The 23,988-nt window shown below is 64.5% G+C and carries 22 protein-coding genes; 19 read left to right on the forward strand and 3 right to left on the reverse strand.

The genetic code is table 11. From position 1 onward, the window contains the following. The first annotated feature begins 60 nt into the window (after positions 1 to 60). The 10 genes from DIR46_RS21315 (at position 61) to DIR46_RS21360 (ending at position 10,454) form a co-directional block, all read left to right on the forward strand. Entirely contained in the window at positions 61 to 936 is an 876-nt protein-coding gene (locus DIR46_RS21315) for a TauD/TfdA dioxygenase family protein (RefSeq protein ID WP_109347030.1), read from the forward strand. A gap of 17 nt (positions 937 to 953) precedes the next feature. Then, positions 954 to 1,958: an ABC transporter substrate-binding protein gene (locus DIR46_RS21320; RefSeq protein ID WP_109347031.1), complete on the forward strand. Its 1,005-nt coding sequence runs from the start codon at positions 954 to 956 to the stop codon at positions 1,956 to 1,958. 1 nt (position 1,959) lies between these two features. Then, positions 1,960 to 2,811, forward strand: coding sequence for an ABC transporter ATP-binding protein (locus DIR46_RS21325; protein WP_109347032.1), 852 nt, complete (start codon positions 1,960 to 1,962; stop codon positions 2,809 to 2,811). Beyond that, on the forward strand, positions 2,811 to 3,671 hold the full coding sequence (locus DIR46_RS21330; RefSeq protein ID WP_109347033.1) for an ABC transporter permease: 861 nt from the start codon (positions 2,811 to 2,813) through the stop codon (positions 3,669 to 3,671). The genes DIR46_RS21325 and DIR46_RS21330 overlap by 1 nt, the downstream gene beginning before the upstream one ends. A gap of 456 nt (positions 3,672 to 4,127) precedes the next feature. Beyond that, on the forward strand, positions 4,128 to 5,855 hold the full coding sequence (locus DIR46_RS21335) for an acetolactate synthase 3 catalytic subunit (RefSeq protein ID WP_109347034.1): 1,728 nt from the start codon (positions 4,128 to 4,130) through the stop codon (positions 5,853 to 5,855). Further along, complete coding sequence (gene ilvN / locus DIR46_RS21340) at positions 5,855 to 6,346, forward strand: acetolactate synthase small subunit (protein ID WP_109347035.1); 492 nt, start codon at positions 5,855 to 5,857, stop codon at positions 6,344 to 6,346. Before DIR46_RS21335 ends, ilvN begins: the two co-directional genes overlap by 1 nt. 100 nt (positions 6,347 to 6,446) lie before the next feature. Further along, a complete protein-coding gene (gene ilvC / locus DIR46_RS21345; RefSeq protein WP_109347036.1) occupies positions 6,447 to 7,463 on the forward strand; it encodes a ketol-acid reductoisomerase in 1,017 nt (338 codons plus the stop codon). 293 nt (positions 7,464 to 7,756) lie between these two features. Next, positions 7,757 to 8,527: an SIMPL domain-containing protein gene (locus DIR46_RS21350; protein ID WP_109347037.1), complete on the forward strand. Its 771-nt coding sequence runs from the start codon at positions 7,757 to 7,759 to the stop codon at positions 8,525 to 8,527. 130 nt (positions 8,528 to 8,657) lie between these two features. Next, entirely contained in the window at positions 8,658 to 9,524 is an 867-nt protein-coding gene (pssA, locus tag DIR46_RS21355; protein WP_109347038.1) for a CDP-diacylglycerol--serine O-phosphatidyltransferase, read from the forward strand. Beyond that, on the forward strand, positions 9,525 to 10,454 hold the full coding sequence (locus DIR46_RS21360) for an alpha/beta hydrolase (protein ID WP_109347039.1): 930 nt from the start codon (positions 9,525 to 9,527) through the stop codon (positions 10,452 to 10,454). A 3-nt stretch (positions 10,455 to 10,457) separates the two neighbouring features. On the opposite strand, the gene bamE is transcribed toward DIR46_RS21360, so the two are convergent. Next, the gene (gene bamE, locus DIR46_RS21365) at positions 10,458 to 10,943 is read right to left on the reverse strand and encodes an outer membrane protein assembly factor BamE domain-containing protein (protein WP_109347040.1); all 486 of its coding nucleotides are present in this window, start codon (positions 10,941 to 10,943) and stop codon (positions 10,458 to 10,460) included. 22 nt (positions 10,944 to 10,965) lie between these two features. Then, complete coding sequence (locus DIR46_RS21370; protein ID WP_109347041.1) at positions 10,966 to 11,460, reverse strand: hypothetical protein; 495 nt, start codon at positions 11,458 to 11,460, stop codon at positions 10,966 to 10,968. A gap of 187 nt (positions 11,461 to 11,647) precedes the next feature. On the opposite strand from DIR46_RS21370, the gene rpsO reads away from it, so the two are divergent. The 3 genes from rpsO (at position 11,648) to DIR46_RS21385 (ending at position 16,311) form a co-directional block, all read left to right on the forward strand. Further along, the gene (gene rpsO / locus DIR46_RS21375; RefSeq protein WP_005666365.1) at positions 11,648 to 11,917 is read left to right on the forward strand and encodes a 30S ribosomal protein S15; all 270 of its coding nucleotides are present in this window, start codon (positions 11,648 to 11,650) and stop codon (positions 11,915 to 11,917) included. A 176-nt stretch (positions 11,918 to 12,093) separates the two neighbouring features. Further along, a complete protein-coding gene (gene pnp, locus DIR46_RS21380; RefSeq protein ID WP_109347042.1) occupies positions 12,094 to 14,196 on the forward strand; it encodes a polyribonucleotide nucleotidyltransferase in 2,103 nt (700 codons plus the stop codon). Between the two features lie 273 nt (positions 14,197 to 14,469). After that, the gene (locus DIR46_RS21385; protein WP_109347043.1) at positions 14,470 to 16,311 is read left to right on the forward strand and encodes an ABC transporter ATP-binding protein/permease; all 1,842 of its coding nucleotides are present in this window, start codon (positions 14,470 to 14,472) and stop codon (positions 16,309 to 16,311) included. A 168-nt stretch (positions 16,312 to 16,479) separates the two neighbouring features. Here the strand turns inward: DIR46_RS21385 and DIR46_RS27645 are convergent, their stop codons facing one another. Then, complete coding sequence (locus tag DIR46_RS27645) at positions 16,480 to 16,602, reverse strand: hypothetical protein (protein WP_282433159.1); 123 nt, start codon at positions 16,600 to 16,602, stop codon at positions 16,480 to 16,482. A gap of 4 nt (positions 16,603 to 16,606) precedes the next feature. On the opposite strand from DIR46_RS27645, the gene DIR46_RS21390 reads away from it, so the two are divergent. The 6 genes from DIR46_RS21390 to DIR46_RS21415 all read left to right on the forward strand — a co-directional run bounded on the left by DIR46_RS21390 (position 16,607) and on the right by DIR46_RS21415 (position 23,983). After that, complete coding sequence (locus DIR46_RS21390; RefSeq protein ID WP_229446347.1) at positions 16,607 to 16,765, forward strand: LysR substrate-binding domain-containing protein; 159 nt, start codon at positions 16,607 to 16,609, stop codon at positions 16,763 to 16,765. A gap of 145 nt (positions 16,766 to 16,910) precedes the next feature. Beyond that, positions 16,911 to 17,246: a DUF2946 family protein gene (locus DIR46_RS26765; RefSeq protein WP_162819587.1), complete on the forward strand. Its 336-nt coding sequence runs from the start codon at positions 16,911 to 16,913 to the stop codon at positions 17,244 to 17,246. 97 nt (positions 17,247 to 17,343) lie between these two features. Continuing rightward, a complete protein-coding gene (locus tag DIR46_RS21400; RefSeq protein WP_109347045.1) occupies positions 17,344 to 18,588 on the forward strand; it encodes a TolC family protein in 1,245 nt (414 codons plus the stop codon). Continuing rightward, complete coding sequence (locus tag DIR46_RS21405) at positions 18,585 to 19,775, forward strand: efflux RND transporter periplasmic adaptor subunit (RefSeq protein ID WP_109347046.1); 1,191 nt, start codon at positions 18,585 to 18,587, stop codon at positions 19,773 to 19,775. Before DIR46_RS21400 ends, DIR46_RS21405 begins: the two co-directional genes overlap by 4 nt. Before the next feature lie 22 nt (positions 19,776 to 19,797). Beyond that, positions 19,798 to 22,995, forward strand: coding sequence for an efflux RND transporter permease subunit (locus tag DIR46_RS21410; RefSeq protein WP_162819657.1), 3,198 nt, complete (start codon positions 19,798 to 19,800; stop codon positions 22,993 to 22,995). Between the two features lie 124 nt (positions 22,996 to 23,119). Further along, positions 23,120 to 23,983: an STAS domain-containing protein gene (locus tag DIR46_RS21415; RefSeq protein WP_109347048.1), complete on the forward strand. Its 864-nt coding sequence runs from the start codon at positions 23,120 to 23,122 to the stop codon at positions 23,981 to 23,983. Positions 23,984 to 23,988: the final 5 nt, after the last annotated feature.

The raw sequence follows: 23,988 nt of genomic DNA on the forward strand, positions 1-23,988 counted from the left end.
CGTTGTTCGCCTGGTGGAGCGTGGTTAGGCTGTCAACACGACCATACAGCCTCCGCCATCATGCCGCTCGATCTTCCCCGCCAAGCATTCGCTGTTCACCCCATCATCGGTGCCCCGTTGGGCGCAGAAGTCGTCGGCCTCGATCTGTCGCGCCCGCTCGGTGCGGAAGACTTCGGGCGCCTGCACCGCGCCCACCTCGACCATCACGTGCTGGTGTTCCGCGACCAGCACATCACGCCCGCCGAGCAGGTGGCCTTCAGCCGCCGTTTCGGCCAGTTGCAGATCCACGTACTGCGCAATTTCCAGCTGACGGGCCACCCCGAGGTGCTGATCGTCTCGAACATCCGCGAGAACGGCGAGCCGATCGGCCTGGGCGATGCCGGGCATTTCTGGCATTCCGACCTGTCGTACAAGGAAACGCCGAGCCTGGGCTCGATGTTGCATGCGCAAGAGTTGCCGGCGGAGGGCGGCGACACCCTGTTCGCGAACCAGCACACGGCCTGGCAAGCCCTGCCTGACGAGCTGAAGCGCGAGGTCGAAGGCTTGCAGGCCGAGCACTGGTATCTGGCGAAGTATGAAGAGCTGCGCCAGAAAAACCCGTTCCGCCCGAAGCTCACCCAGTCCCAGATCGATGAAGTCAGGCCGGTCAGTCACCCGGTGGTGCGCACCCATCCCGAGACCGGCCGCAAGGCCCTGTTCGTCAGCGAGCACTTCACGACCCGCATCCTCGGCGTATCGGAGGGGCGCAGCCGCGAACTGCTCGACACGCTGTTCGACCACAGCACGCGCGCGCCTCACGTGTACCGGCATCAGTGGCGGCCGCACGATATGGTGTTCTGGGACAACCGCTCGCTGATGCACCTGGCGGCCGGCTGTCCGGATCACCTGCGCCGCAAGCTGTACCGCACCACCATCGAAGCCGACGTTCCGTTCTGACTCAATCCAGGAAACCCATGAAACTCCACCATAAATTCCTTGCCGTCGGTGCGGCGTTGGCCCTGGCCTTGCCATCGTCGGCCCAGGCCGAAGGCCAGATCCGCATCGCCGAGCAGTTCGGCGTGGTCTACCTGCTGCTGAACGTGGCGCAAGACCAGAAGCTCATCGAAAAGCACGGCAAGAGGCAGGGCGTCGACGTCGACGTGGGCTGGGTCAAGTTGTCCGGCGGCGCCGTGATCAACGATGCGCTGCTGTCGGGCTCGATCGATATCGCCGGCGCCGGCGTCGGCCCTCTGATGACGATCTGGGACCGCACCAGGGGCCGCCAGAACGTGCGCGGCGTGGCCTCGCTGGGCAGCTTCCCCTATTACCTGGTCAGTACTAACCCGGCGGTCAAGACCATTGCCGATTTCGGCCCGAAAGATCGCATCGCCTTGCCGGCGGTGACGGTGTCGGTGCAGGCCCGCATCCTGCAGATGGCCGCCGCCAAACAGTGGGGCAATGCCCAGTTCAAGAAACTCGACCCGATCACCCAGACCGTGCCGCACCCGGACGCGGCCGCGGCCCTGATCGCCGGCAAGACTGAACTGAACGCCCACTTCGGCGGGCCGCCATTCCAGGAGCAGGAGCTTGCCGGTAATCCGAACGCGAAGATCGTGCTCGATTCCTACCAGGTGCTGGGCGGGCCGGCGTCAAGCACGGTGCTGTATGCCACCGAAAAATTTGTGAAAGAAAATCCCAAAACCTACCGCGCCTTCCTCGATGCGCTTGCCGAGGCGGCCCAGTACATCGCGACCAATCCGGAAGGGGCTGCAGATGCCTACCTGCGGGTCAACAAGGGCAATATCGACCGCGCGCTGCTGCTGAAGGTGATCAAGGATCCGAAGACGCAGTTCCGCGTCGCGCCGCAGAATACGCTTGGCCTGGCGCAATTCCTGCACCAGGTCGGCGCCATCAGGAACAAGCCGGCCACGTGGAAGGATTACTTCTTCGAGCATCCGGTCATTGCCAACGGGAGCTGACATGATTACCCCTGTCATACCGCTGAACCTGGTCCAGAAAGTTGCAACGCCGGAGCCGCTGCTGCGCGCCGAGCACGTCACGCTCGAGTACGCCAGCGAGCGCGGCATCGTGCGGGCCACCGATGATGTCAGCTTCGACGTCCACCGCGGCGACCGCTTCGTACTGCTGGGACCTTCCGGCTGCGGCAAGTCGACCCTGTTGAAAGCGATCGGCGGCTTCATCGCGCCGCGCGCCGGCAGCCTGAGCCTGTCCGGCAAGCCGATCACGGGGCCGGGACCGGACCGCATCGTCGTGTTCCAGGAATTCGACCAGCTGCCGCCGTGGAAGACGGTGCGGCAGAACGTGATGTTCCCGATGCTGGCGGGCGGCGTATCGCGCTTTGATGCCGACCGGCGTGCCCGGCATTGGCTGGGCAAGGTCGCGCTGGCCCGCTTTGCCGATGCCTATCCGCATACCTTGTCGGGCGGCATGAAGGCGCGGGTGGCCATTGCCCGCGCGCTGGCCATGCAGCCGGCGGTGCTGCTGATGGACGAGCCGTTCGCCGCGCTCGATGCGCTGACCCGGCGCAGCATGCAGGAAGAATTGCAGGCGCTGTGGATTGATGCCGGTTTTACCATGCTGTTCGTAACCCACTCAATCGAGGAAGCGCTGGTAGTGGGCAACCGCATCCTGCTGCTGTCCCCCCATCCGGGCCGGGTGCGGGCCGAGCTCAATAGCCACCAGTTCAGCCTGCAAAGCGCCGGCAGCCAGGAATTCCAGGCTGCGACCCAGCGCATTCATGGTTTGCTGTTCGATGGCGATGCCGCACCGGCTGTGCGCCAGGATGAAGACCGCATGGCGGAGGCGCACTGATGACGACCCTGCGCGAACCGCCGATCCGTCCCGAGTACGTGCTGCCGTCCCGGCCCGCCGCGGCTGTCCCTGCCGCGGCGTCCATCTCGCTCGACCGCTTCGGCTGGCTGAGAAAACCCGCGATCCTGCTGGCGCTTGCCGTCGTGTGGGAAGTGTTGGCGCGCTGGTTCGACAACGACCTGCTGCTGCCGGGGGCGCTGCAGACCGGCCGCGCCTTCGTGGACGGCATGCTGTCGGGCGAGCTGGTCGGCTATGTATCGGTGTCGCTGGCGATCCTGAGCCAGGGCTTTTTGCTGGGCGTGGCGGGTTCTTTCCTGCTGACCTGGCTGGCGGTGTCGAACCGCTTCGGACGCGCGCTGATTGATACCCTGACCTCGATGTTCAACCCGCTGCCGGCGATCGCACTGCTGCCGCTGGCGCTGCTCTGGTTCGGGCTGGGCAAGGGCAGCCTGTTGATGGTGCTGGTGCACTCGGTGGTGTGGCCGCTGACCCTGAATGCCAGCGCGGGATTCCGCGCCGTGCCGGAGACCTTGCGCATGGCAGGTCGAAACTATGGCCTCGGCGGATTGCGCATGGTCTTGCAGATCCTGATTCCGGCGGCGCTGCCTTCGATCCTGTCGGGCCTGAAGATCGGCTGGGCGTTCGCGTGGCGTACCCTGATCGCGGCCGAGCTGGTGTTTGGCAGCACCTCGGGGCAGGGCGGGCTGGGGTGGTATATCTTCCAGAGCCGCAATGAGCTGTTCACCGATAAAGTGTTTGCGGGGTTGGCGACCGTGATCATCATCGGGCTGGCGATCGAGCACTTCGTGTTCCAGGCATTGGAGCGCGTTACAGTGCGAAGGTGGGGCATGCAGCGGTGAACGCGTGGGCAGGTAACCCGCCAACCCCACGCAAAATTTGCGCACTTTTGGCTTTATCGGCCAAATTTGTCGCACCACTTTTGGGAATGAAGCGATTTTTATCTTTCCTTCTTGACCAAAATGGTGCGGCGCGGTAAGGTGTCCCTCACGCTTTGCATCCCCAAGGCTTTTACGTCATCCGGATTTGGCACACAAGGCCCAGTCCGGTTGTGACACGCTTTCATTTGTAGGCAGTTTGCTCCGACCCGCGCCACAAGCGCGAGAGATGCGTAAGACCGCTACAAACACTCACGCTCAACGAGTTGCGCCCAGCGCCGGTGCGTAAGGACCCTACGGTGTCCGAAACATCGACGTGCACGCAGAAAGTAGTCAAGCCTGAGGGTTGTCGCGCAAAGACGCATATCGTTAGGAACGGGCATCCGATCAATCTCCCATTGGGTTTTGAAAGGAATGTACATGAGTAACGATTCAGCAGTCCCGATCACGGGCGCTGAGATAGTGGTCCGTTGTCTGGCAGAAGAGGGCGTCAAGCACGTCTTCGGTTACCCGGGCGGCGCGGTCCTCTATATCTACGACGCCATCTTCAACCAGGATAAATTCCAGCACGTCCTCGTTCGCCACGAACAGGCCGCGGTGCACGCCGCCGACGCCTATTCGCGCAGCTCGAACACCGTGGGCGTCGCCCTGGTTACTTCCGGCCCCGGCGTCACCAATGCCGTCACCGGCCTGTCCACCGCGTACATGGATTCGATCCCGATGGTCGTGATCTCGGGCCAGGTGCCGAGCCACGCGATCGGCCAGGATGCCTTTCAGGAATGCGATACCGTCGGCATCACCCGTCCGGTGGTCAAGCACAACTTCCTGGTCAAGGACGTGCGCGAGCTGGCCTCGACCATCAAGAAAGCCTTCTTCATCGCCCGCACCGGCCGTCCCGGCCCCGTGCTGGTCGATATTCCGAAGGACATCACGGTCAATAAATGCCTGTTCGAGTACCCGCGCGAGATCGAAATGCGCTCGTACCGTCCGGTCGACAAGGGCCATGCCGGCCAGATCCGCAAGGCGGTCCAGCTGCTGCAGAACGCCGAGCGCCCGATGATCTATGCGGGCGGCGGCGTGATCCTGGCCAATGCCTCGGATGAGCTCAACCGCCTGGTCGAGAAAACCGGTTTCCCGATCACGAATACGCTGATGGGCCTGGGCGGATCGCGCTCTTCCGATCCGCACTTCGTCGGCATGCCGGGCATGCACGGCACCTATGAAGCGAACATGGCGATGCAGCACTGCGACGTCCTGATCGCCATCGGGGCCCGCTTCGACGACCGCGTGATCGGCAATCCCAAGCACTTCGCCTCGAATCCGCGCAAGATCATTCACATCGACATCGACCCCTCGTCGATCTCGAAGCGGGTGCGGGTCGACATCCCGATCGTCGGCAACGTCAAGGACGTGCTGGTCGAACTGCTGTCGCAGCTCGACGCCGGCAGCGTACAGACCAATACCCATGCGCTGCAGGGCTGGTGGAAGCAGATCGCCGAATGGCGCGGCCGCGACTGCCTCAAGTATCCGACGTCCGACGTCGTGATCAAGCCGCAGGCCGTCATCGAGCAGCTGCACCGCGTGACCGATGGCGACGCCTTCATCACCTCGGACGTGGGCCAGCACCAGATGTGGGCCGCGCAGTACTACGCCTTCGACAAGCCGCGGCGCTGGATCAATTCCGGTGGCCTGGGCACGATGGGCGTCGGCCTGCCGTACGCGATGGGCGTGCAGATGGCCAATCCGGATGCGACGGTGGCTTGCGTCACCGGGGAAGGTTCGATCCAGATGTGCATCCAGGAGCTTGCCACCTGCAAGCAATACCACCTGACGCCGAAGATCATCCTGCTCAACAACCGTTTCCTGGGCATGGTGCGCCAGTGGCAGCAGATCGACTACGGTTCGCGCTATTCCGAGTCGTACATGGATTCGCTGCCCGATTTCGAGAAGCTGGCCGAGGCCTATGGCCACGTCGGCATGCGCATCGAAAAGCCGGGCGACGTCGAGGGTTCGCTGCGTGAGGCGTTCGCCATGAAGGACCGCCTGGTCTTCATGAACTTCATCACCGACCAGAGCGAGAACGTCTGGCCGATGGTCAAGGCGGGCCGCGGCCTGAACGAGATGCTGCTCGGCTCGGAGGACCTGTGATGCGACACATTATCTCTGTCCTCCTGGAGAACGAAGCCGGTGCGCTGTCGCGCGTGGTCGGCCTGTTCTCGGCGCGTGGCTACAACATCGAAACGCTGACCGTGGCCCCGACCGAGGATGCGACCCTGTCGCGCATGACGATCGTCACCTCCGGTTCGGACGACATCATCGAGCAGATCACCAAGCACCTGAACCGCCTGATCGAGGTGGTCAAGGTGGTCGACCTGACCGAAGGCCAGCACATCGAGCGCGAGCTCATGCTGATCAAGGTGCGCGCGGTGGGCAAGGAGCGCGAAGAAGTGAAGCGCACCGCCGACATCTTCCGCGGCCGCATCATCGATGTCACCGAAAAGACCTACACGATCGAGCTCACCGGCGCCAAGTCGAAGCTGGACGCCTTCATCGACTCGATCGACCGGGCTTCCATTCTCGAGACGGTCCGTACCGGCGGCTCGGGCATCGGGCGCGGCGAACGCATCCTCAAAGTCTGACAAGAAAAACGCTGAACGAATCACGGACGTAGGGTTGGCGGCTTTGCCGCCGGCGCGTAACGCCCGCATACCCATTACATAACGAATACAGGATATCCAAATGAAAGTTTTCTACGACAAAGACTGCGACCTCTCCCTCATCAAAGGCAAGAACGTCGCCATCATCGGCTACGGCTCGCAAGGCCACGCCCATGCCCAGAACCTCTCTGAATCGGGCGTCAACGTCACCGTCGGCCTGCGCCGCGGCGGCGCATCGTGGAACAAGGTCGAGCAGGCCGGCCTGAAGGTCGCCGAGGTCGACGAGGCGGTCAAGGCCGCCGACGTCATCATGATCCTGCTGCCTGACGAAAACATCGCCGAGGTCTACAACAAGAACGTCGCGCCGAACGCCAAGCAGGGCGCCGTGCTGGCCTTCGCTCACGGTTTCAATGTCCATTACGGCCAGGTCGTGCCGCGCGCCGACCTCGACGTGATCATGGTCGCGCCGAAAGCCCCGGGCCACACCGTGCGCGGCACCTACACCCAGGGTGGCGGCGTGCCGCACCTGGTCGCCGTCTATCAGGACAAATCGGGCGCGGCGCGTGACATCGCGCTGTCGTATGCGATGGCCAATGGCGGCGGCCGCGCCGGCATCATCGAGACCAACTTCCGCGAAGAGACCGAGACCGACCTGTTCGGCGAGCAGGCCGTGCTGTGCGGCGGCGCCGTCGAGCTGATCAAGGCGGGTTTCGAAACCCTGACCGAAGCCGGCTATGCGCCGGAGATGGCGTACTTCGAGTGCCTGCACGAGCTGAAGCTGATCGTCGACCTGATCTATGAAGGCGGCATCGCCAACATGAACTACTCGATCTCGAACAATGCGGAATACGGCGAGTACGTGACCGGCCCGCGCATCGTGACCGAGCAGACCAAGGAAGCGATGCGCCAGTGCCTGAAGGACATCCAGACCGGTGAATACGCCAAGAGCTTCATCCTGGAAAACAAGGCCGGCGCCCCGACCCTGATCTCGCGCCGCCGCCTGACGGCCGAGCACCAGATCGAAGAAGTCGGCGCCAAGCTGCGCGGCATGATGCCGTGGATCGCCAAGAACAAGCTGGTGGATCAGTCGAAGAACTGATGTTTCTGGCGCCAAGCGAGGGTCAGGTCTGACATTCGGACACGGCCTCGACTGTAACAAGCGAGGGTCAGGTCTGACATTCGGACACGGCCTCGACTGTAAGCGTTTCCATGGCTGGGGTCGTGTCTGAATGTCAGGCCCGACCCCGTTGTTATTTTGGCCGCGGCTGTTACAAATCCATCCCGAAACCTACTTATTTGCAACGGTCCATTACAAAATCACGATGGAATCATTGTGGTTGGTATCGTATAAGTGCTGTCAGACATCTGTCGCAACTTATAGGAGAACAATAAATGGCCGTTTCTAAATCCCTCGTCGCCGCCGCCCTGGTCCTGGCCTTCAGCGCCGCCCAGGCGCAAACCCTGCCGTCGCCGGCCACCAGCGGCACCATGGTCGTGGTCCCCGCCTTTGGCGAAGTCAAGCACGCCAATGACCAGGCCATCATTACCTTCGCGGTCGAAGAGCACGACAAGGACAAGAATGCCGCCGCCGACCGCGTCAACCGCAAGATGAAGGAAGGCACCGAGATCGTGCGCCGCGCCGATCCGAAGGCCGAACTCAAGACCCAGGGCTATTACACCTACCCGGTCTATCCGGAAGTGCCGCCGCAGCCGGTCGGCCGCACCACGCAGCAGCCGGTCAAGCCGGTGCCGATCGCCTGGCGCGTCGGCCAGTACCTGGAAGTCAAGACCACCAACCTGGCCGCGCTGCCAAAGACCACGGCCGCGGCGCAGAAGGTGTTGCAGGTCAATGGCGTCAACTTCGGCCTCAGCCCGGAGCTCGAGAAACGCCTGGACGACCAGCGCATCGCGGCCACCTACCAGAATCTGAACGAGCGCATCGTCTCGATCGCCAAGGCCATGGGGCGCCAGCCGACCGACGCCGTGCTCGATACGGTCGATTTCGAAGGTTCGGGCAACTACGCCGGAGATGCTGCTGCGCCGCAAGCCATGATGATGCGCAGCGCCAAGCGCGAGATGGCCGACGAGATGTCGGAACCGAGCTTCGAACCGGGCGAAACCACGCTGCAGATGCGGGTGGTGGGCAAGGTCAAGTTCAAATAAAGGACGGCTGTGTTCAAGTAAGCGCCAGGCAATCGCCAGTCGGGTTAGCGTAGTGTTTCGCTAACACGTGTCCCCACCTCTATAATGTGGGGGAACTGTCGCTCGGCGACTACCTTGAATACGATTCCTTATGCCAACCTTTCCACGAAGAAGAACACCAGGGACAACGCCAAAGGGGCCACGATTTTCCCGGCTGAAAAAGCGTTTCGGCCGCCGCGCGGAAGACCGCCAGGTCGGCGAACGCGGCCGCGGCATCTACCTGCTGCCCAATGCGTTCACCACCGCGGCCCTGTTCTGCGGCTTCTACGCCATCGTCATGGCGATGAACCAACGGTTCGAGCATGCCTGCTGGGCCGTGTTCATCGCCATGATCCTCGACGGCCTGGATGGACGCATCGCGCGCCTGACCAATACCCAGTCCGAATTCGGCGCGCAATACGACAGCCTCGCCGACATGGTGTCGTTCGGCGCCGCGCCGGCGCTGGTGATCTATGAATGGTCGTTGCGCGGTCTTGGCAAGCTGGGCTGGATCGCGGCCTTCATCTACTGCGCCTGCGCCGCGCTGCGCCTGGCGCGCTTCAACACCAATATCCAGGTGGTCGACAAGCGCTTCTTCCAGGGCTTGCCGAGCCCGGCCGCTGCGGCGCTGGTGATCGGCTTCATCATGATGATGATCGACCCCGACATCAGCGTCAGCGCGCGCAAGGTGGATTGGGTGTCCTGGTGCATCGCCGTGTTCGCCGGCCTGACCATGGTGTCCAACGTACCGTTCTATAGTTTCAAGGACATCAATTTCAGGAAGTCGGTGCCGTTCATCGCGGTGTTCCTGATTGCGCTGGTGCTGGCGCTGCTGGCGATCGATCCGCCCAAGGTGCTGTGGCCGATCTTCGTGGTGTATGGTCTGTCGGGCTATGCCGTGTATGTCTGGCAGAAGGCGAAAGGCAAGCCGGTCAGCATCATTCCGCTCGACGACGAGCCGGACGACGTGCGCCGCTGAATTCCCGTGCGTAGCTGCCGTTTGCTGTCGACGAAGACGCCCGCTGCCGTGACGGCGGCGCTGGCCGTCTTCGTCCTGGCGGGCGCCCTGAGCGCCTGTTCGCCGCTTACCCTGGTCAATGCGGTGTCTCCGGGGGGAACGGCGCGTTCGGTCGCGACGGCCGCCTTCGGTCCCGAGCAGCGCCACGTGCTGTCCATCTACCGGCCTGCCTCTGGCGCTGGCAAGGCGCCGGTGATCGTCTTCTTTTATGGTGGCAATTGGGTCAGCGGAGAGCGCGACGATTATGCCTTCGTCGGCCGTTCGCTGGCCAAGCGCGGATTCGTGGTGGTGATTCCCGATTATCGCCTGTATCCGCAGGCCAGCTATCCCGACTTCCTGCACGATGGCGCGCGCGCCGTCGTCTGGACCGAACGCCGGATCGCGGCCTATGGCGGCGATCCGAAACGCCTGTTCGTCATGGGGCACAGCGCCGGCGCCTACAACGCGGCGATGCTGGCGCTCGATCCACGCTGGCTGCGCGAACAGGGAAGTGGTCCCGGCATCCTGCGCGGCTGGATCGGCATGGCGGGTCCGTATAACTTCTTGCCCGTCGAGAACGAGACCACGCGTCCGGTTTTCCACTATCCCGATACGCCTGCCGACTCGCAGCCGGTCGCTCACGTCACGGCCGGGGCGCCCCCGGCGTTGCTGATCGCCGCCCGCAACGACACGACGGTGAACCCGGAACGCAATACCGGTGTGCTGGCGGCCAGGATGCGCAACGCCGGCGTTCCCGTGCGCGAGGAGTACTACGACAACGTCAACCACGCCACCCTGGTCGCCACGCTCTCGTCCACGCTGAGCCGGCTGGCGCCAAGCCTGGACGCGATCGAGGATTTCGTGCGCAGCGACGGCGGTCGACACACCTCTCCGGCCGCTCCGGCAAAGTAGCGCTCAGAAACCGAAGCGGTCGCGCGGTTCGTACATCGGATCGGGCGCATTCATCATCTGGCGCACGACGCCTTGCCCGTCGAAGTGGACGTGCATCAGCGAATTCCAGACGCCGGCCTCCTTGTAGCGATAAGACCAGACTTCATAATCCTTCATGGCGACATGCGATCGCTCGGCGGGGCGGCCGACGGTGTGCAATACCTGCTCCTTGGTCGCATGATCGATTTTAATCGTGGCAAATTTCTCGCTCGTGAGCACCTGCTCGTATGAGAGCAGGCGGCCATCCGGGCCGAGGCGCGCCATCCAGGTGTTCTGGCCCATGGGGCCGGTGGCGTATTCGAGCGTACGAGACGCGCCGTCGGCATACACCGCGGTTGGCTTCCCCATCTTGGCCTGGATCACATCCTGCGTGTCGCCAGGATTCGGCGGCGTGCGCATGGCGCATGCCGTCAACAGCAAGGCGGCGATGAATATTGTTCGATTGATCATTGTTTTTTAATCGGTGCGGCACTCACCAGATGCCGCGATCCTGTGGGTTGTACATCGGATCGGACGCATTCATCATCTGGCGCACCACGCCTTGCCCGTCAAAATGGACATGCATCAATGAATTCCACACGCCGGCTTCCTTGTAGCGATATGACCATACCTCATCGTCGTGCATGGCGACGCGCGAGCGCTCGGCCGGGTGGCCGAAGGTGCGCAGCATGTCGTCCTTGGTCGCATGGTCAATCTTGACTGTAGCAAATTTCTCGCTTGTCAGGACTTGCTCGTAGGAGGTGAGGCGGCCATCCGGGCTCAGGTGGGCCATCCAGGTGTATTGGCCCATGGGGCCGGTAGAGTACTCCAGGGTGCGTTGCGCGCCGTCGGTGTAGATCGCGGTGGGCGCGCCCATCTTGGACTGGACGACGTCCTGCGGATCGCCGGGCGTCGGCGCCTGACGGATGGCGCAGCTGGCCAGCAGCAGGACGGTGGCCAGTGTTGTCAATTTGTTTATATTGTTCATGATTGTCACCCCGTGTCGAGCTTGCCAGTCAGGAGACGCCCTGTCCAATCGCCGAAGGAAGACAGCAAACGCTGGTTCGCGCCGGCGTTTTGCACTATACTGGCGGGTCTGTCCAATCCGGACAGCTATTTGATCAATCACGGTGCCTGGGGTTCCGACTCTTGCACCGCATGTGAAAGGTAACATCATGTCGGTTGAAAACATCAACAAAGCCGCAATCATCGCGGACAATGCACGTGGCCAAAACGATACCGGTTCGCCGGAAGTCCAGGTCGCACTGCTGACCGCACGCATCAACGAACTGAACGGCCACTTCAAGGCACACCAGAAGGATCACCACTCGCGTCGTGGTCTGATCATGATGGTCAACCGCCGTAAGAGCCTGCTGGCTTACCTGAAGAACAAAGACCTGAATCGTTATCGCGACCTGATCGCCAAGCTGGGCCTGCGTAAGTAATCGCAAGTTCTTGCTTCAGACGGTTTAGTCAAAAATGCCTGCGCCAGTTGTCTGACGCGGGCATTTTTCGTTTTGGCCGTCTTGTTGTTTGTTGCAAGGCCACTTCTCTGTGGCCCGTGGTGAGAGGTGAACGACAGCTCCTGAAAATCTGTCGGTAAAATGAAAGGGATTACCCAATGTTTAATAAAGTTACGAAAACCTTCCAGTACGGTCAACACACGGTCACCCTGGAGACGGGTGAAATCGCGCGCCAGGCAAGCGGCGCCGTCGTCGTGTCGGTCGAAGACACCGTCATCCTGGCAACCGTGGTTGCACGCAAGGACGCCAAGCCGGGCCAGGATTTCTTCCCGCTGACCGTCGACTACATGGAGAAAACGTACGCTGCGGGTAAGATCCCTGGCGGTTTCTTCAAGCGTGAAGGCCGTCCTTCAGAAAAAGAAACGCTGACCTCGCGCCTGATCGACCGTCCGATCCGTCCGCTGTTCCCGGAAGGCTACCTGAACGAAGTCCAGGTCATCATCCACGTGCTGTCGGTCAACCCTGAAATCGATCCGGACATCCCATCGATGATCGGCGCCTCGGCTGCCCTGTGCATCGCCGGCATCCCGTTCGCCGGTCCGATCGGCGCCGCGCGCGTCGGCTACGCGAATGGCCAGTACATCCTGAACCCGACCACCACCGAGCTGAAAACCTCGCAGATGGACCTGGTCGTGGCCGGCACCGAAACCGCCGTCCTGATGGTGGAATCGGAAGCCAAGCAACTGTCCGAAGAAGTCATGCTCGGCGCGGTCGTGTTCGGCCACGAGCAAATGAAGGCCGTGATCGACGCGATCCACGACCTGGTCGCCGAAGGCGGCAAGCCGGAAGTCGAATGGGCGCCGGCGCCAAAGAACGAAGAACTGATCGCCCGCGTTGGCGAACTGGCCGGCGCCAAGGTCCGTGACGCCTACCAGACCCGCGAAAAATCGGCGCGCCAGCAGAAGCTGAAGTCGCTGTCGTCGGAAGTGATGGCCGAGCTGTCGGCACAAGGCATCGCCGCCGATGCTGGCGACGTCGGCAACATTCTGTTCGACATGGAAGCCAAGGTCGTGCGTTCGCAGATCCTGGACGGCGAGCCACGCATCGACGGCCGCGACACCCGCACCGTGCGTCCGATCTCGATCCGCTCGAGCGTCCTGCCGCGCACCCACGGCTCGGCCCTGTTCACCCGCGGCGAGACCCAGGCACTGGTGGTCGCCACCCTCGGCACCGCCCGCGACAGCCAGAAGATCGACGCGCTGATGGGCGAGTACACCGACGACTTCATGATGCACTACAACATGCCTCCGTTCGCCACCGGCGAAACCGGTCGCGTGGGCACCCCGAAGCGCCGCGAAGTCGGCCACGGCCGCCTGGCCAAGCGCGCGCTGGTCGCCGCACTGCCCAACCCTGAAGATTTCAGCTACTCGGTGCGCCTGGTGTCGGAAATCACCGAATCGAACGGTTCGTCGTCGATGGCGTCGGTCTGCGGCGGCTGCCTGGCGCTGATGGACGCCGGCGTGCCGATGAAGGCCCACGTGGCCGGCATCGCCATGGGCCTGATCAAGGAAGGCGGCAAGTTCGCCGTGCTCACCGACATCTTGGGCGACGAAGACCACCTGGGCGACATGGACTTCAAGGTGGCCGGCACCGCGCAGGGCATCACCGCGCTGCAGATGGACATCAAGATCCAGGGCATCACCAAGGAGATCATGCAAGTGGCGCTGGCGCAAGCCAAGGAAGGCCGCCAGCACATCCTGGGCGAAATGCAGAAGGCCATGCCGACCGTGAAGACCGAGCTGTCGGACTTCGCACCGCGCCTGATCACCATCCGCATCAATCCTGAAAAGATCCGTGACGTGATCGGCAAGGGCGGCGCCGTCATCCGCGCGCTGACCGAAGAAACCGGCACCCAGATCGACATCACCGACGAAGGCATCGTGACCATCGCGTCGGTCGACGCCGCCGCCGGCCAGGAAGCCAAGCGCCGCATCGAAGAGCTGACCGCATCGGTCGAAGTGGGCAAGACCTACGACGGCACCGTGCTCAAGCTGCTGGACTTCGGCGCGATCGTGCAAGTCATGCCTGGTAAAGACGGCCTGCTGCACATCTCGCAGATCGCCAACGAGCGCGTCAACGCGGTGGCCGACTACCTCAAAGAAGGCCAGCAAGTGCGCGTCAAGGTTCTGGAGACCGACGAGCGCGGTCGTCTGAAGCTGTCGATGAAGGCGGCCGATCCGGTCGAGGGCGCAGCGCAGTAATAAGCTGAAAGCAGCAGAGCGGTTCGCCGCTGAATGAGAAAACCGCCAGTGCGTGAGCCTGGCGGTTTTTTTATTCGGCGTTCGTTATGTATGTTTTCGCACGGAATGGTTCGATTCCCGGTTCTATGCTTGGCTCGTGGCGTGAATAAATACACCCACAGGACCGCAGACACCGGCGTCGCGATGCAATGGGCGCCGCTGTCGACAAGGATGACAGCAGTACCAGTCACGTCCTGCGGCCGGACCTGACCGGGCATGGGCACCACACGAATCATGACGACCCCTACACAGACGTCGAACGAAGGAATCGCTGGCGACATTCCAGGGTCAACGAAGAAGCGACGCAGCGGCGCGACCTTGTCGGTGGCTGCGTGGAAGCAGTTTGTCAGCGTCGCCAAGCCTTACTGGCTGGGCGACGAGAAGGGCAGGGCGTGGCTGTTGCTCGCGCTCCTGATCGTGCTGATGCTGGTGGAAACCAAGCTCGCGGTCATGCTCAACGACCAGGCCGGGGAAATGACCTCGGCGCTGGCGGGCCGGGATCGCGATCGCTTCTGGACCTCGGTCCAGGCCTGCCTGGTCGTCCTGGCGTTCGCCGTGCCGATCTATGCCTTCTACTACTACATGCGCGACCTGTTCGCGAACCAGTGGCGGCGCTGGCTTACCCGCCGTTTCCTCGACGGCTACCTCGGCGGACGCAAATACTACGAGCTCGGCGCGAACCGCGAAATCGACAATCCGGACCAGCGCATCAGCGAGGATGTGAACACCTTCACCGGACGCTCCATCCACTTCATGCTGATCTTCCTGGGCTCGCTGATGCAGCTGGTCGCCTTCAGCGCCGTCCTGTGGTCGATCTCGCAGGTGCTGGTGGGCGTGCTGGTTGCCTACGCATTGGTGGGTACGATGGTCGCGCTGTACGTGTTCGGTAATCCGCTGATTCACCTGAATTTCTGGCAGCTGCGGCGCGAGGCCGATTTCCGGTTCAGCCTGATACGTGTGCGCGAGAACGCCGAGTCGATTGCCTTCTATGGCGGCGAGGCGCAGGAGCGCGCGCGCATCGACGGCAAGTTCAACAAGGTCATCCATAATTTCTCGCGCCTGATCAAGAAGCAGCGCGCGCTCAACCTGTTCCAGCGCACCTTCAGCCAGCTCACGCTGGTACTGCCCTTTGTCATCCTGGCCGACGCCGTGCTGTCGGGCCAGCTGGAGGTGGGACGTGCGGTGCAGGCCGCCGGCGCCTTCACCGCGGTGCTGACGGCGGTGGGCGTCATCGTCGACAACTTCGAAAGCCTGAGCCGCTTCGTGGCGGGCATCGGGCGCCTGGAGACACTGTCGAGCCATGTGCTGCCGCCGCCGCAATCGGCGAGCGAACCGGCATGTGATCCGTCATCGCGTATTCAACGGGCGCCGTGCCCGCACCTCAAGATCGAGTCGCTGACGCTGTGCCCGCCGCAATCCGAACGGGTCCTGATCAAGGACCTGACGCTGGCGGTGCAACCCGGCGATGCCTTGCTGATCACCGGCGACAGTGGATGCGGAAAAAGCTCGCTGCTGCGCGCGATCGCCGGCCTGTGGCACCAGGGCAGCGGCACGATCCACCATCCGCCGCGCGAGGACTGCTTCTTCTTGCCGCAGCAGCCGTACATGCAGCCAGGTAGCCTGCGCAGCCAGCTCATCTATCCCAGCGACCGGACCGACTTGAGCGACGAGCGGCTGCTCTCCATCCTGGAGCAGGTGCATCTGCCTTACCTGGCCGGTCGCGTCGGTGGCCTGGACGCCGTGCTGGATTGGGAAAAACTGCTGTCGATCGGCGAGCAGCAGCGGCTGGCCTTCGGCCGCGTGCTGGTCCACGAGCCGCGCATCGTCATTCTCGACGAAGCCACCAGCGCGCTCGACAGCGCCAATGAATCGTCGCTGTACAAGCGCCTGCGCGACAAGGGGACGACGCTGGTCAGCATCGCCCACCGCGCCGGCGTGCTGCGTCACCATACCCATGTGCTCTGGCTGACCGGGGAAGGCTGCTGGGAGATGCACGCCGCGGCGGATTACGAGTTCGGCGCGATGGCGCCGCAGGCCGCCGCATGGCAGCCGCGCGAGACCGCGCTGGCAGGTTAGCGTCGGCTGCGTCCCCGTCCATGGAGACCTGGATCGCCCGCCCGCCACCTTGCGCGCGCAGGGGGGGGGCAGGGCGGCGGGGATCAGCGCGATCGATCCGAGCGGATTGGTGTCGAGCTGGCGCTTCACTTGCGCGTCGGTCAACTCCTCGTCCGCGCCCGACAGGCCTTAGGCCGCATTGCCGACGACGACGACGACGACGACGATGCGACTCGGTTCCGCGAAGGCGCGCGGAATCACGCGACGGAAGGCCGCCATCGCGGGTCCCAGCATCGCCCATGGACTGGACACGACCGTGCGCGATCATTTGCAGGAGGGTCGTCTGGTGCCTTTGCTGGAGGACTGGTGCCAGCCGTCGTCCGAGCTGGCGCTGTACTATCCGGGGCATCGCCACGTGCCGGCGGCGCTGCGCGCTTTCGTCAAGGTGCTGCAAGAGGTGTACGCAACGGCGTGAGTTCCGGACCGATTCCCTTACGCGACATACGGGAATCGCAGCGAGCGATACGAATGTACTTGACCCTGTAGCGGCTACAGGGTATTTAATAGCTGGTAGAAAAAATTGGCCGACCGGCCCTGCGCTATCTGACCTCCCTGACGCGATGCGACGCCTGCTCCTGATACTCTTGCTGCTCATGATGCCGCTCCAGGCCGCCTGGGCCGCCGGCGCTCCGTATTGCAGTCATGACGAACAGACCATGCATCCGGGGCACCACGTCCACAAGCATCCGCCATCGAGTAACCAGGATGACGGCGCCCCGGGCGAGCATTGCGACGATTGCGACGCCTGCCACCACCTGTCGGCCAGCGCCGTGCTTTCCGCGCAACCGAATCTCCCATTGCCCAAGGGCGCCCCGCATATGCGCGGCGAATTGCGGCGCTACGTCTCCCACGTCCCCGACCTGATTCCTCCGCCAGACCGGCATCGCCGCGCCTGAGGCGGCGGGGACCTTCACAACGCCGCGTAAATGCGGCAATGCCATGTGCGGCAACGCCATCGCACCCGCCGGACATCCACCCGTTCGGAGCATCATCATGAAACATCGTTTGACACCGCTGCTGGCGGCGCTCGCGCTCGCCTGCGCGTGCCTGCCTGTGGCGGCATGGTCGCAACCATCAATACCATTGACCCTGGAAGCGGCCATCGACCTGGCGCTGCGCGCCAATCCGACCCTGCGCGCGGCCGGCAGCGAAGTGGCCGCGCAAGAGGGCGCGCTGACCCAGGCCGGGGCGCTGCCCAATCCCGAGCTCGAGCTGCTGCGCGAAGGCGAGGGCGGTGATAGCCGCACCACGACCGCCACCCTGAATATTCCTATCGAACTGGGCGGCAAACGCGCCGCACGGGTCGAGGCGGCGCGCCAGGAAGGCAAGCTCGCCGCCATCGCGCTGGAAACGGAACGGGACAAGGTCCGCGCCAATACCGCCGCCGCCTTCCACGACGTCGTCGCGGCCTTGGCGCGCGAGCGCATGGCCCAGGAGCTCGTCGCGCTCGCCGGCCGCGCGCTGGGCGCCGCCGGCAAGCGGGTCGAGGCCGGGACCTTGTCGCCGGTCGAAGCAACCCGCGCCCGCGTGGCCCAGGGCAGCGCCCGGATCGAGGCGCTGCAGGCCGGGCGCGACCTGGAAGCTGCGCGCATCCGCCTGGCCGCGCTGTGGGCCGGCGATGCGCGCCAGCTGAGCATCAATGCGCCGCGGACCGCAGCGCTGCCCCTGGCGCCGTCGCTGGACAAGCTCCTGGCGCAGCTCGACCAATCTCCGGCGATGCGCCATGCGCGCACCGAGGTGGGTCACCGCGAGGCGCTGGCCCGGCTCGAACGCGCGCGCCGTACGCCCGACGTCAATGTGATCGTCGGCGCCCAGCGCGAAGGGCCGGACACCCGCAACCGCGCAGTGCTTGGCCTGTCGGTGCCGCTGCCGCTGTTCAACCGCAACGACGGCGCCGTGCTCGATGCGTTGCGCCGGGTCGACAAGGCGCGCAGTGAGGCAGATGCGGCAGGAGCGCGCCTGCGCGCCGAACTGGCCCAGGCGCATGGGCGGCTGACGACGGCGCTGGCCGAATGCGCGCTGATCGCCGATGACGTGCTGCCCGGCGCCGAAGAGGCCCAGCGCGCCGCCAACCGCGGCTTCGAGCTGGGCAAGTTCGGCCTGATCGACGTGCTCGACGCCCAGCGCGTGCTGGCCCAATCGAAGAACCAATACCTGAACGCCGTCGCGGAGAGTCATCGCGCGGCGGCCGATATCGCACGCCTGCTGGGACACGCAGCCGTGCAGGAGAATCCATGAACAAGCAGCAAAGCAAGGTCATCGCCATCATGCTGGCGCTCGCCATCCTGATCGCGGCCATCGTGATGGTGCGCGACCGCGCCCCGGCCGGTGCCGGGGAACACGGTCATCGAGAGGAACAGGAGCACGCGGACGAGCACGGCGAAGAAGGCCACGCTGACGACGGCGTGATCCGCTTCACCGACGGCCAGGTCGGCGTGGCCGGCATCACGATCGCCACGGCCGGCCCGGTCCACCTGGACACCTTCATCCGCATGCCTGGCCAGATCGCGCTCAACGAAGACCGCACCGCCCACGTGACGCCGCGCGCGGCCGGGGCGGTCAGCGAAGTCAACCCCACCCTCGGCGAGAAGGTGAGCAAGGATCAGGTCCTGGCCAGCATCGCCAGCGCCGAAGTGGCAGGCCAGCGCGGCGCGCTGGCGGCGGCCGAACGCCGGCTGGACTACGCGCGCAAGATCCACGCGTCCGAAAAAATGCTGTGGGAAGAGCAGATATCGCCCCGCCAGGACTTGCTGCGCGCCGAGCAGCAATTGGACGAGGCCCGGATTGCCGTGCAGAGCGCGCGCCAGCAGTTGCAGGCGCTCGGCGCACGCGACGCCGGTTCATCGAACCTCCTGAAGATCCGGGCGCCGTTCGACGGCGTGATCGTCGAAAAGCACATCACGATGGGCGAAGTCGTCGGCGCCGATACCCGCGTGTTCACGCTCACCGACCTGTCGACCGTGTGGGCCGACGTGGTGGTGCCGGCGCGCGACCTGGACATCGTCCGGGTCGGCACCGATGCCGTCATCCGCTCGATCGCATCGAACACGACGGCGCCGGGCAAGGTGTCCTACGTCAGCTCGCTGGTGGGCGAGGAATCGCGCTCGGCCAAGGCGCGCGTGGTGCTCGACAATCCAGGCGCGGCCTGGCGTCCGGGGCTGGCGGTGAACATCGATATCGTCACCGGATCGAGCGACGTGCCGGTGGCGGTGGCGGTTGATGCGATCCAGACGGCGGACGGGCGGCAAGTCGTCTACAAGCGGGTCAAGGAGGGATTCGTCGCACAGCCGGTGGCCACCGGTCGCTCGGACGGGCGCTTCGTCGAGGTCACGGCGGGCTTGCGCGCGGGCGACGCCTATGCGGCCGCCGGCAGCTTCGCGGTCAAGGCGGAGCAGGGCAAGGCGGAAGGCAGCCATGAACATTAAGAACGCGACCGAACCGTCGACCCTGTTCGACCGCCTGATCGCCACCGCGATCGCGCGCCGCTGGCTGGTGATGCTGGCCGTGCTGGCGATGGCCGGCATCGGCGTCTACAACTATGGCCGCCTGCCGATCGACGCAGTGCCGGACGTGACCAATGTCCAGGTGCAGATCAATACCTCGGCGCCGGGCTATTCTCCGCTCGAGACCGAGCAGCGCATCACCTATCCGGTCGAGGCGGTGCTGTCGGGCCTGCCGCACCTGGAGCAGTTCCGCTCCCTGTCGCGCTACGGCCTGTCGCAGGTGACGGTGGTGTTCGAGGAGGGCACCGACATCCACTTCGCGCGCCAGCTGGTCAGCCAGCGCCTGCAGGACGCGCGCGAGGGGCTGCCCGCCGGCGTGATCCCGACCCTGGGCCCGATCGCCACCGGCCTGTCCGAGATCTACCAGTGGACGGTGGAGACGGAGCCGGGCGCGAAGAAGCCGGATGGCACGCCTTACACGCCGACCGACCTGCGCGAGATCCAGGACTGGATCATCAAGCCGCAGCTGCGCACCGTGCCGGGCGTCACCGAGATCAACTCGATCGGCGGCTTCGACAAGGAATACCTGGTGGCGCCGAACACGGCAACCTTGTCGTCCTATGGCCTCGAGCTGGCCGACATCGTGAACGCGCTGGAGCGCAACAACAGCAACGTGGGCGCGGGCTACATCGAGCGCGAAGGCGAGCAGTACCTGGTGCGCGCGCCCGGCCAGGCCGCCTCGATCGACGACATCGGCAATATCGTCGTCACCAGCATCCGCGGCATCCCGGTGCGGGTGCGCGACGTGGCCGAGGTGACGATCGGGCAGGAGCTGCGCACCGGCGCCGCCACCGAGAACGGCGTGGAGGTGGTGCTCGGCACCGTGGTGATGCTGATCGGCGAGAACAGCCGCGCGGTGTCGAAGGCGGTCGATGCGCGCATGCTCGAGATCAACCGCAGCCTGCCGAAGGGCGTCAAGGCCGTCACGGTCTACGATAGAACGGTACTGGTCGAACGGGCCATCGCCACGGTGCGCAAGAACCTGGTCGAGGGCGCGATCCTGGTGGTGGCGGTGCTGTTCTTCTTCCTGGGGAACCTGCGCGCGGCGCTGCTCACCGCCATGGTGATTCCCCTGTCGATGCTGTTCACTTTCAGCGGCATGGTGGCCAACCAGGTCAGCGCCAACCTGCTCAGCCTGGGGGCGCTCGATTTCGGCATCATCGTCGACGGCGCCGTGGTGATCGTCGAGAACTGCGTACGGCGCCTGGCCGCCGCCCAGCATCGGCTGGGGCGCGTCCTTGCGCGCGAGGAGCGCTTTGCGGAAGTGTTCGAGGCGGCGCGCGAGGCGCGCCGGCCGCTGATCTACGGCCAGCTGATCATCATGATCGTTTACCTGCCGATCTTCGCCCTGACCGGCATCGAGGGCAAGATGTTCCACCCGATGGCCTTCACCGTGGTGTTCGCGCTGCTTGGCGCGATGATCCTGTCGGTGACCTTCGTGCCGGCCGCCGTGGCGCTGTTCATCGGCCGCTCGGTCGAAGAAAAGGAAAGCCGGGTGATGGGCGCGGCGCGCCGCCGGTATGCGCCGGCGCTCGACTATGCGCTGGCCAACCGCGCCGTGATGCTGGTGTTAGCTGGCGTGGTGATCGCGCTCGCCTCCTTGATGGCCACGCGCCTGGGCACGGAATTCGCGCCGAATCTGGACGAGGGCGACATGGCGGTGCTGACGATGCGCGTGCCGGGCACGAGCCTGACCCAGTCGGTCAGGATGCAGCAGCAGATCGAGACTACCTTGATGCGCGAGTTCCCCGAGATCGCGCGCGTGTTCGCCCGCATCGGCACCGCCGAAATCGCGTCCGATCCGATGCCGCCCAGCGTGGCCGACAGCTACATCATCTTCAAGCCCGAGAAGGAGTGGCCAAGGGTTGGAAAAGGCGCCAGGCGTTCGCGCGCCGAGGTGGAAAGCGCAATCCGCGCCACGCTCGAAGGCCTGCCCGGCAATAACTACGAATTCAGCCAGCCGATCCAGCTGCGCGTGAACGAACTGGTGTCGGGCGTGCGCAGCGACGTCGCCGTCAAATTGTTCGGCGACGACCTGGGCGTGCTTGGCGCCACCGCCAGCGAGATCGCCTCTGCCTTGCGCCGTGTGCCCGGCGCCAGCGAGGTGCAGGTGGAGCAGACCAGCGGCCTGCCGATGTTGCAGATTCGCGTCGACCGCGAGCGCGCCGCGCGCATGGGCCTGAACATCGGCGACGTGCAGGAAATGATCTCCACCGCCACCGCCGGCCGCGCCGCCGGCACCCTGTTCGAGGGCGATCGCCGCTTCGACATCGTGGTGCGCCTGCCGGAAGCGGTGCGCGGCGACATCGACGCGTTGCGCCGGCTGCCGGTGGCGCTGCCGGGCAGCATGGAAGGCACGCGCAGCTTCATCGCCCTGGGCGAGATCGCCAGCTTCGAGGTGGCGCCGGGACCGAACCAGCTGAGCCGCGAGCAGGGCAAGCGCCGGGTGGTGGTCAGCGCCAACGTGCGCGGGCGCGACATCGGTTCCTTCGTCGCCGAGGCCCAGGAGCGCATCGCGCAGGAGGTGCGCATCGCACCCGGCTACTGGATCGCCTGGGGCGGCCAGTTCGAGCACCTCACCCAGGCCGCCGAGCGCCTGCGCCTGATCGTGCCGGCTTCCCTGCTATTGGTCTTCGTCCTGCTCTACCTGGTGTTCAACAATGCGCGCGACGGCCTGCTGGTGTTCACCGGCATCCCATTCGCCCTGGCCGGTGGCGTGGCGGCCCTGTGGGCGCGCGGGATCCCGCTGTCGATCTCGGCGGCAGTCGGTTTCATCGCCTTGTCCGGGGTGGCGGTGCTCAACGGCCTGGTGCTGATCGCCTTCATCCGCAGTCTGCGCCAGGACGGCATGGCGCTGCCGGACGCGGTGCGCCAGGGAGCGCTGGCGCGCCTGCGGCCGGTCTTGATGACGGCGCTGGTCGCCTCGCTCGGTTTCGTGCCGATGGCGCTGGCGGTCGGCACCGGGGCCGAGGTGCAAAGGCCGCTGGCCACCGTGGTGATCGGCGGCGTGCTGTCGTCGACCGTCCTGACCCTGCTTTTGTTGCCGGTTTTGTATGAATGGGCGTATCGGGAGCGACCGGCGCGGGCCGTTTGGCCACTGGTGCGCGCGTTTTTTCAGGGGGACAGTAAAAATATCCTGTAGACAACCGTGCGCCACATATTGCTCAAGATGAAAATGGTATAGTTGGATGTTTAACAGAATTCGCCCGTACGGCGGCCAGGCGGCCCCGGCGCAGCGCCAATCGCCATTTCAAGGGATAAGACAGATGAGCATGAAGGATTATGCGGACCGCATCAGCCATACAATCCTGGACCAGGAGGCTGCCATCGGCGCCGATTGGCTCGCCCAGCTCGAGGCGCTGAGCGTTCGCAGCAACGCAGCTGCGCGCGAGCAGCTGCGCTCGCACTGCAACCAGTTCCTGAAGGCCTTCGCCGCCGCCACCCGTAGTGGCGAACTCGAAAACATCGACCACCGTTCGTGGGAAGAAGTGCGCGACCTGCTGGCCGAGATTTCCTCGACCCGCGCCAAGTCCGGCTCGACCCCGAGCGAGACCGCCATCTTCGTGTTCTCGGTCAAGCAGCCGCTGTTCAGCCGCCTGCAGCAGGCATTCGCGGACGATCCGGCGGGACTGGCTGCGGCGACGTGGACCATCACCAGCCTGCTCGACAAGCTGGGCCTGTACACCATCGAGGTGTTCCAGAAAACCAAGGACCAGATCATCGTGCGCCAGCAGCAGGAACTGCTCGAGCTGTCCACGCCGGTGGTCAAGCTGTGGAACGGCATCCTGGCGCTGCCGCTGATCGGCACCCTGGATTCGGCCCGCACCCAGGTGGTGATGGAAAACATCCTGCAAAAGATCGTCGACACCGGCGCCATGATCGCCATCATCGACATCACCGGCGTGCCGACCGTGGACACCCTGGTGGCCCAGCACCTGATGAAGACCATCGCCGCCGCGCGCCTGATGGGCGCCGACTGCATCATCAGCGGCATCCGTCCGCAGATCGCACAGACCATCGTCCACCTGGGCGTGAACCTGGAAGACGTGATCACCAAGGCCACCCTGGCCGACGCCTTCCTGGTCGCGCTCGAGCGTACCGGCGCGTCGATCACGATCAAGAACGCCTGAGGCGC

The sequence above is a fragment of the Massilia oculi genome, from assembly GCF_003143515.1.
GTDB lineage: Bacteria > Pseudomonadota > Gammaproteobacteria > Burkholderiales > Burkholderiaceae_D > Telluria > Telluria oculi.

Excerpts from the sequence above, each read along its gene's own strand:
- DIR46_RS21315 (WP_109347030.1), top strand. The coding sequence starts at position 61 with ATGCCGCTCGATCTTCCCCGCCAAGCATTCGCTGTTCACCCCATCATC.
- DIR46_RS21320 (WP_109347031.1), top strand. The coding sequence starts at position 954 with ATGAAACTCCACCATAAATTCCTTGCCGTCGGTGCGGCGTTGGCCCTG.
- DIR46_RS21325 (WP_109347032.1), top strand. The coding sequence starts at position 1,960 with ATGATTACCCCTGTCATACCGCTGAACCTGGTCCAGAAAGTTGCAACG.
- DIR46_RS21330 (WP_109347033.1), top strand. The coding sequence starts at position 2,811 with ATGACGACCCTGCGCGAACCGCCGATCCGTCCCGAGTACGTGCTGCCG.
- DIR46_RS21335 (WP_109347034.1), top strand. The coding sequence starts at position 4,128 with ATGAGTAACGATTCAGCAGTCCCGATCACGGGCGCTGAGATAGTGGTC.
- ilvN (WP_109347035.1), top strand. The coding sequence starts at position 5,855 with ATGCGACACATTATCTCTGTCCTCCTGGAGAACGAAGCCGGTGCGCTG.
- ilvC (WP_109347036.1), top strand. The coding sequence starts at position 6,447 with ATGAAAGTTTTCTACGACAAAGACTGCGACCTCTCCCTCATCAAAGGC.
- DIR46_RS21350 (WP_109347037.1), top strand. The coding sequence starts at position 7,757 with ATGGCCGTTTCTAAATCCCTCGTCGCCGCCGCCCTGGTCCTGGCCTTC.
- pssA (WP_109347038.1), top strand. The coding sequence starts at position 8,658 with ATGCCAACCTTTCCACGAAGAAGAACACCAGGGACAACGCCAAAGGGG.
- bamE (WP_109347040.1), bottom strand. The coding sequence starts at position 10,943 with ATGATCAATCGAACAATATTCATCGCCGCCTTGCTGTTGACGGCATGC.
- DIR46_RS21370 (WP_109347041.1), bottom strand. The coding sequence starts at position 11,460 with ATGAACAATATAAACAAATTGACAACACTGGCCACCGTCCTGCTGCTG.
- rpsO (WP_005666365.1), top strand. The coding sequence starts at position 11,648 with ATGTCGGTTGAAAACATCAACAAAGCCGCAATCATCGCGGACAATGCA.
- pnp (WP_109347042.1), top strand. The coding sequence starts at position 12,094 with ATGTTTAATAAAGTTACGAAAACCTTCCAGTACGGTCAACACACGGTC.
- DIR46_RS21385 (WP_109347043.1), top strand. The coding sequence starts at position 14,470 with ATGACGACCCCTACACAGACGTCGAACGAAGGAATCGCTGGCGACATT.
- DIR46_RS26765 (WP_162819587.1), top strand. The coding sequence starts at position 16,911 with ATGCGACGCCTGCTCCTGATACTCTTGCTGCTCATGATGCCGCTCCAG.
- DIR46_RS21400 (WP_109347045.1), top strand. The coding sequence starts at position 17,344 with ATGAAACATCGTTTGACACCGCTGCTGGCGGCGCTCGCGCTCGCCTGC.
- DIR46_RS21405 (WP_109347046.1), top strand. The coding sequence starts at position 18,585 with ATGAACAAGCAGCAAAGCAAGGTCATCGCCATCATGCTGGCGCTCGCC.
- DIR46_RS21415 (WP_109347048.1), top strand. The coding sequence starts at position 23,120 with ATGAGCATGAAGGATTATGCGGACCGCATCAGCCATACAATCCTGGAC.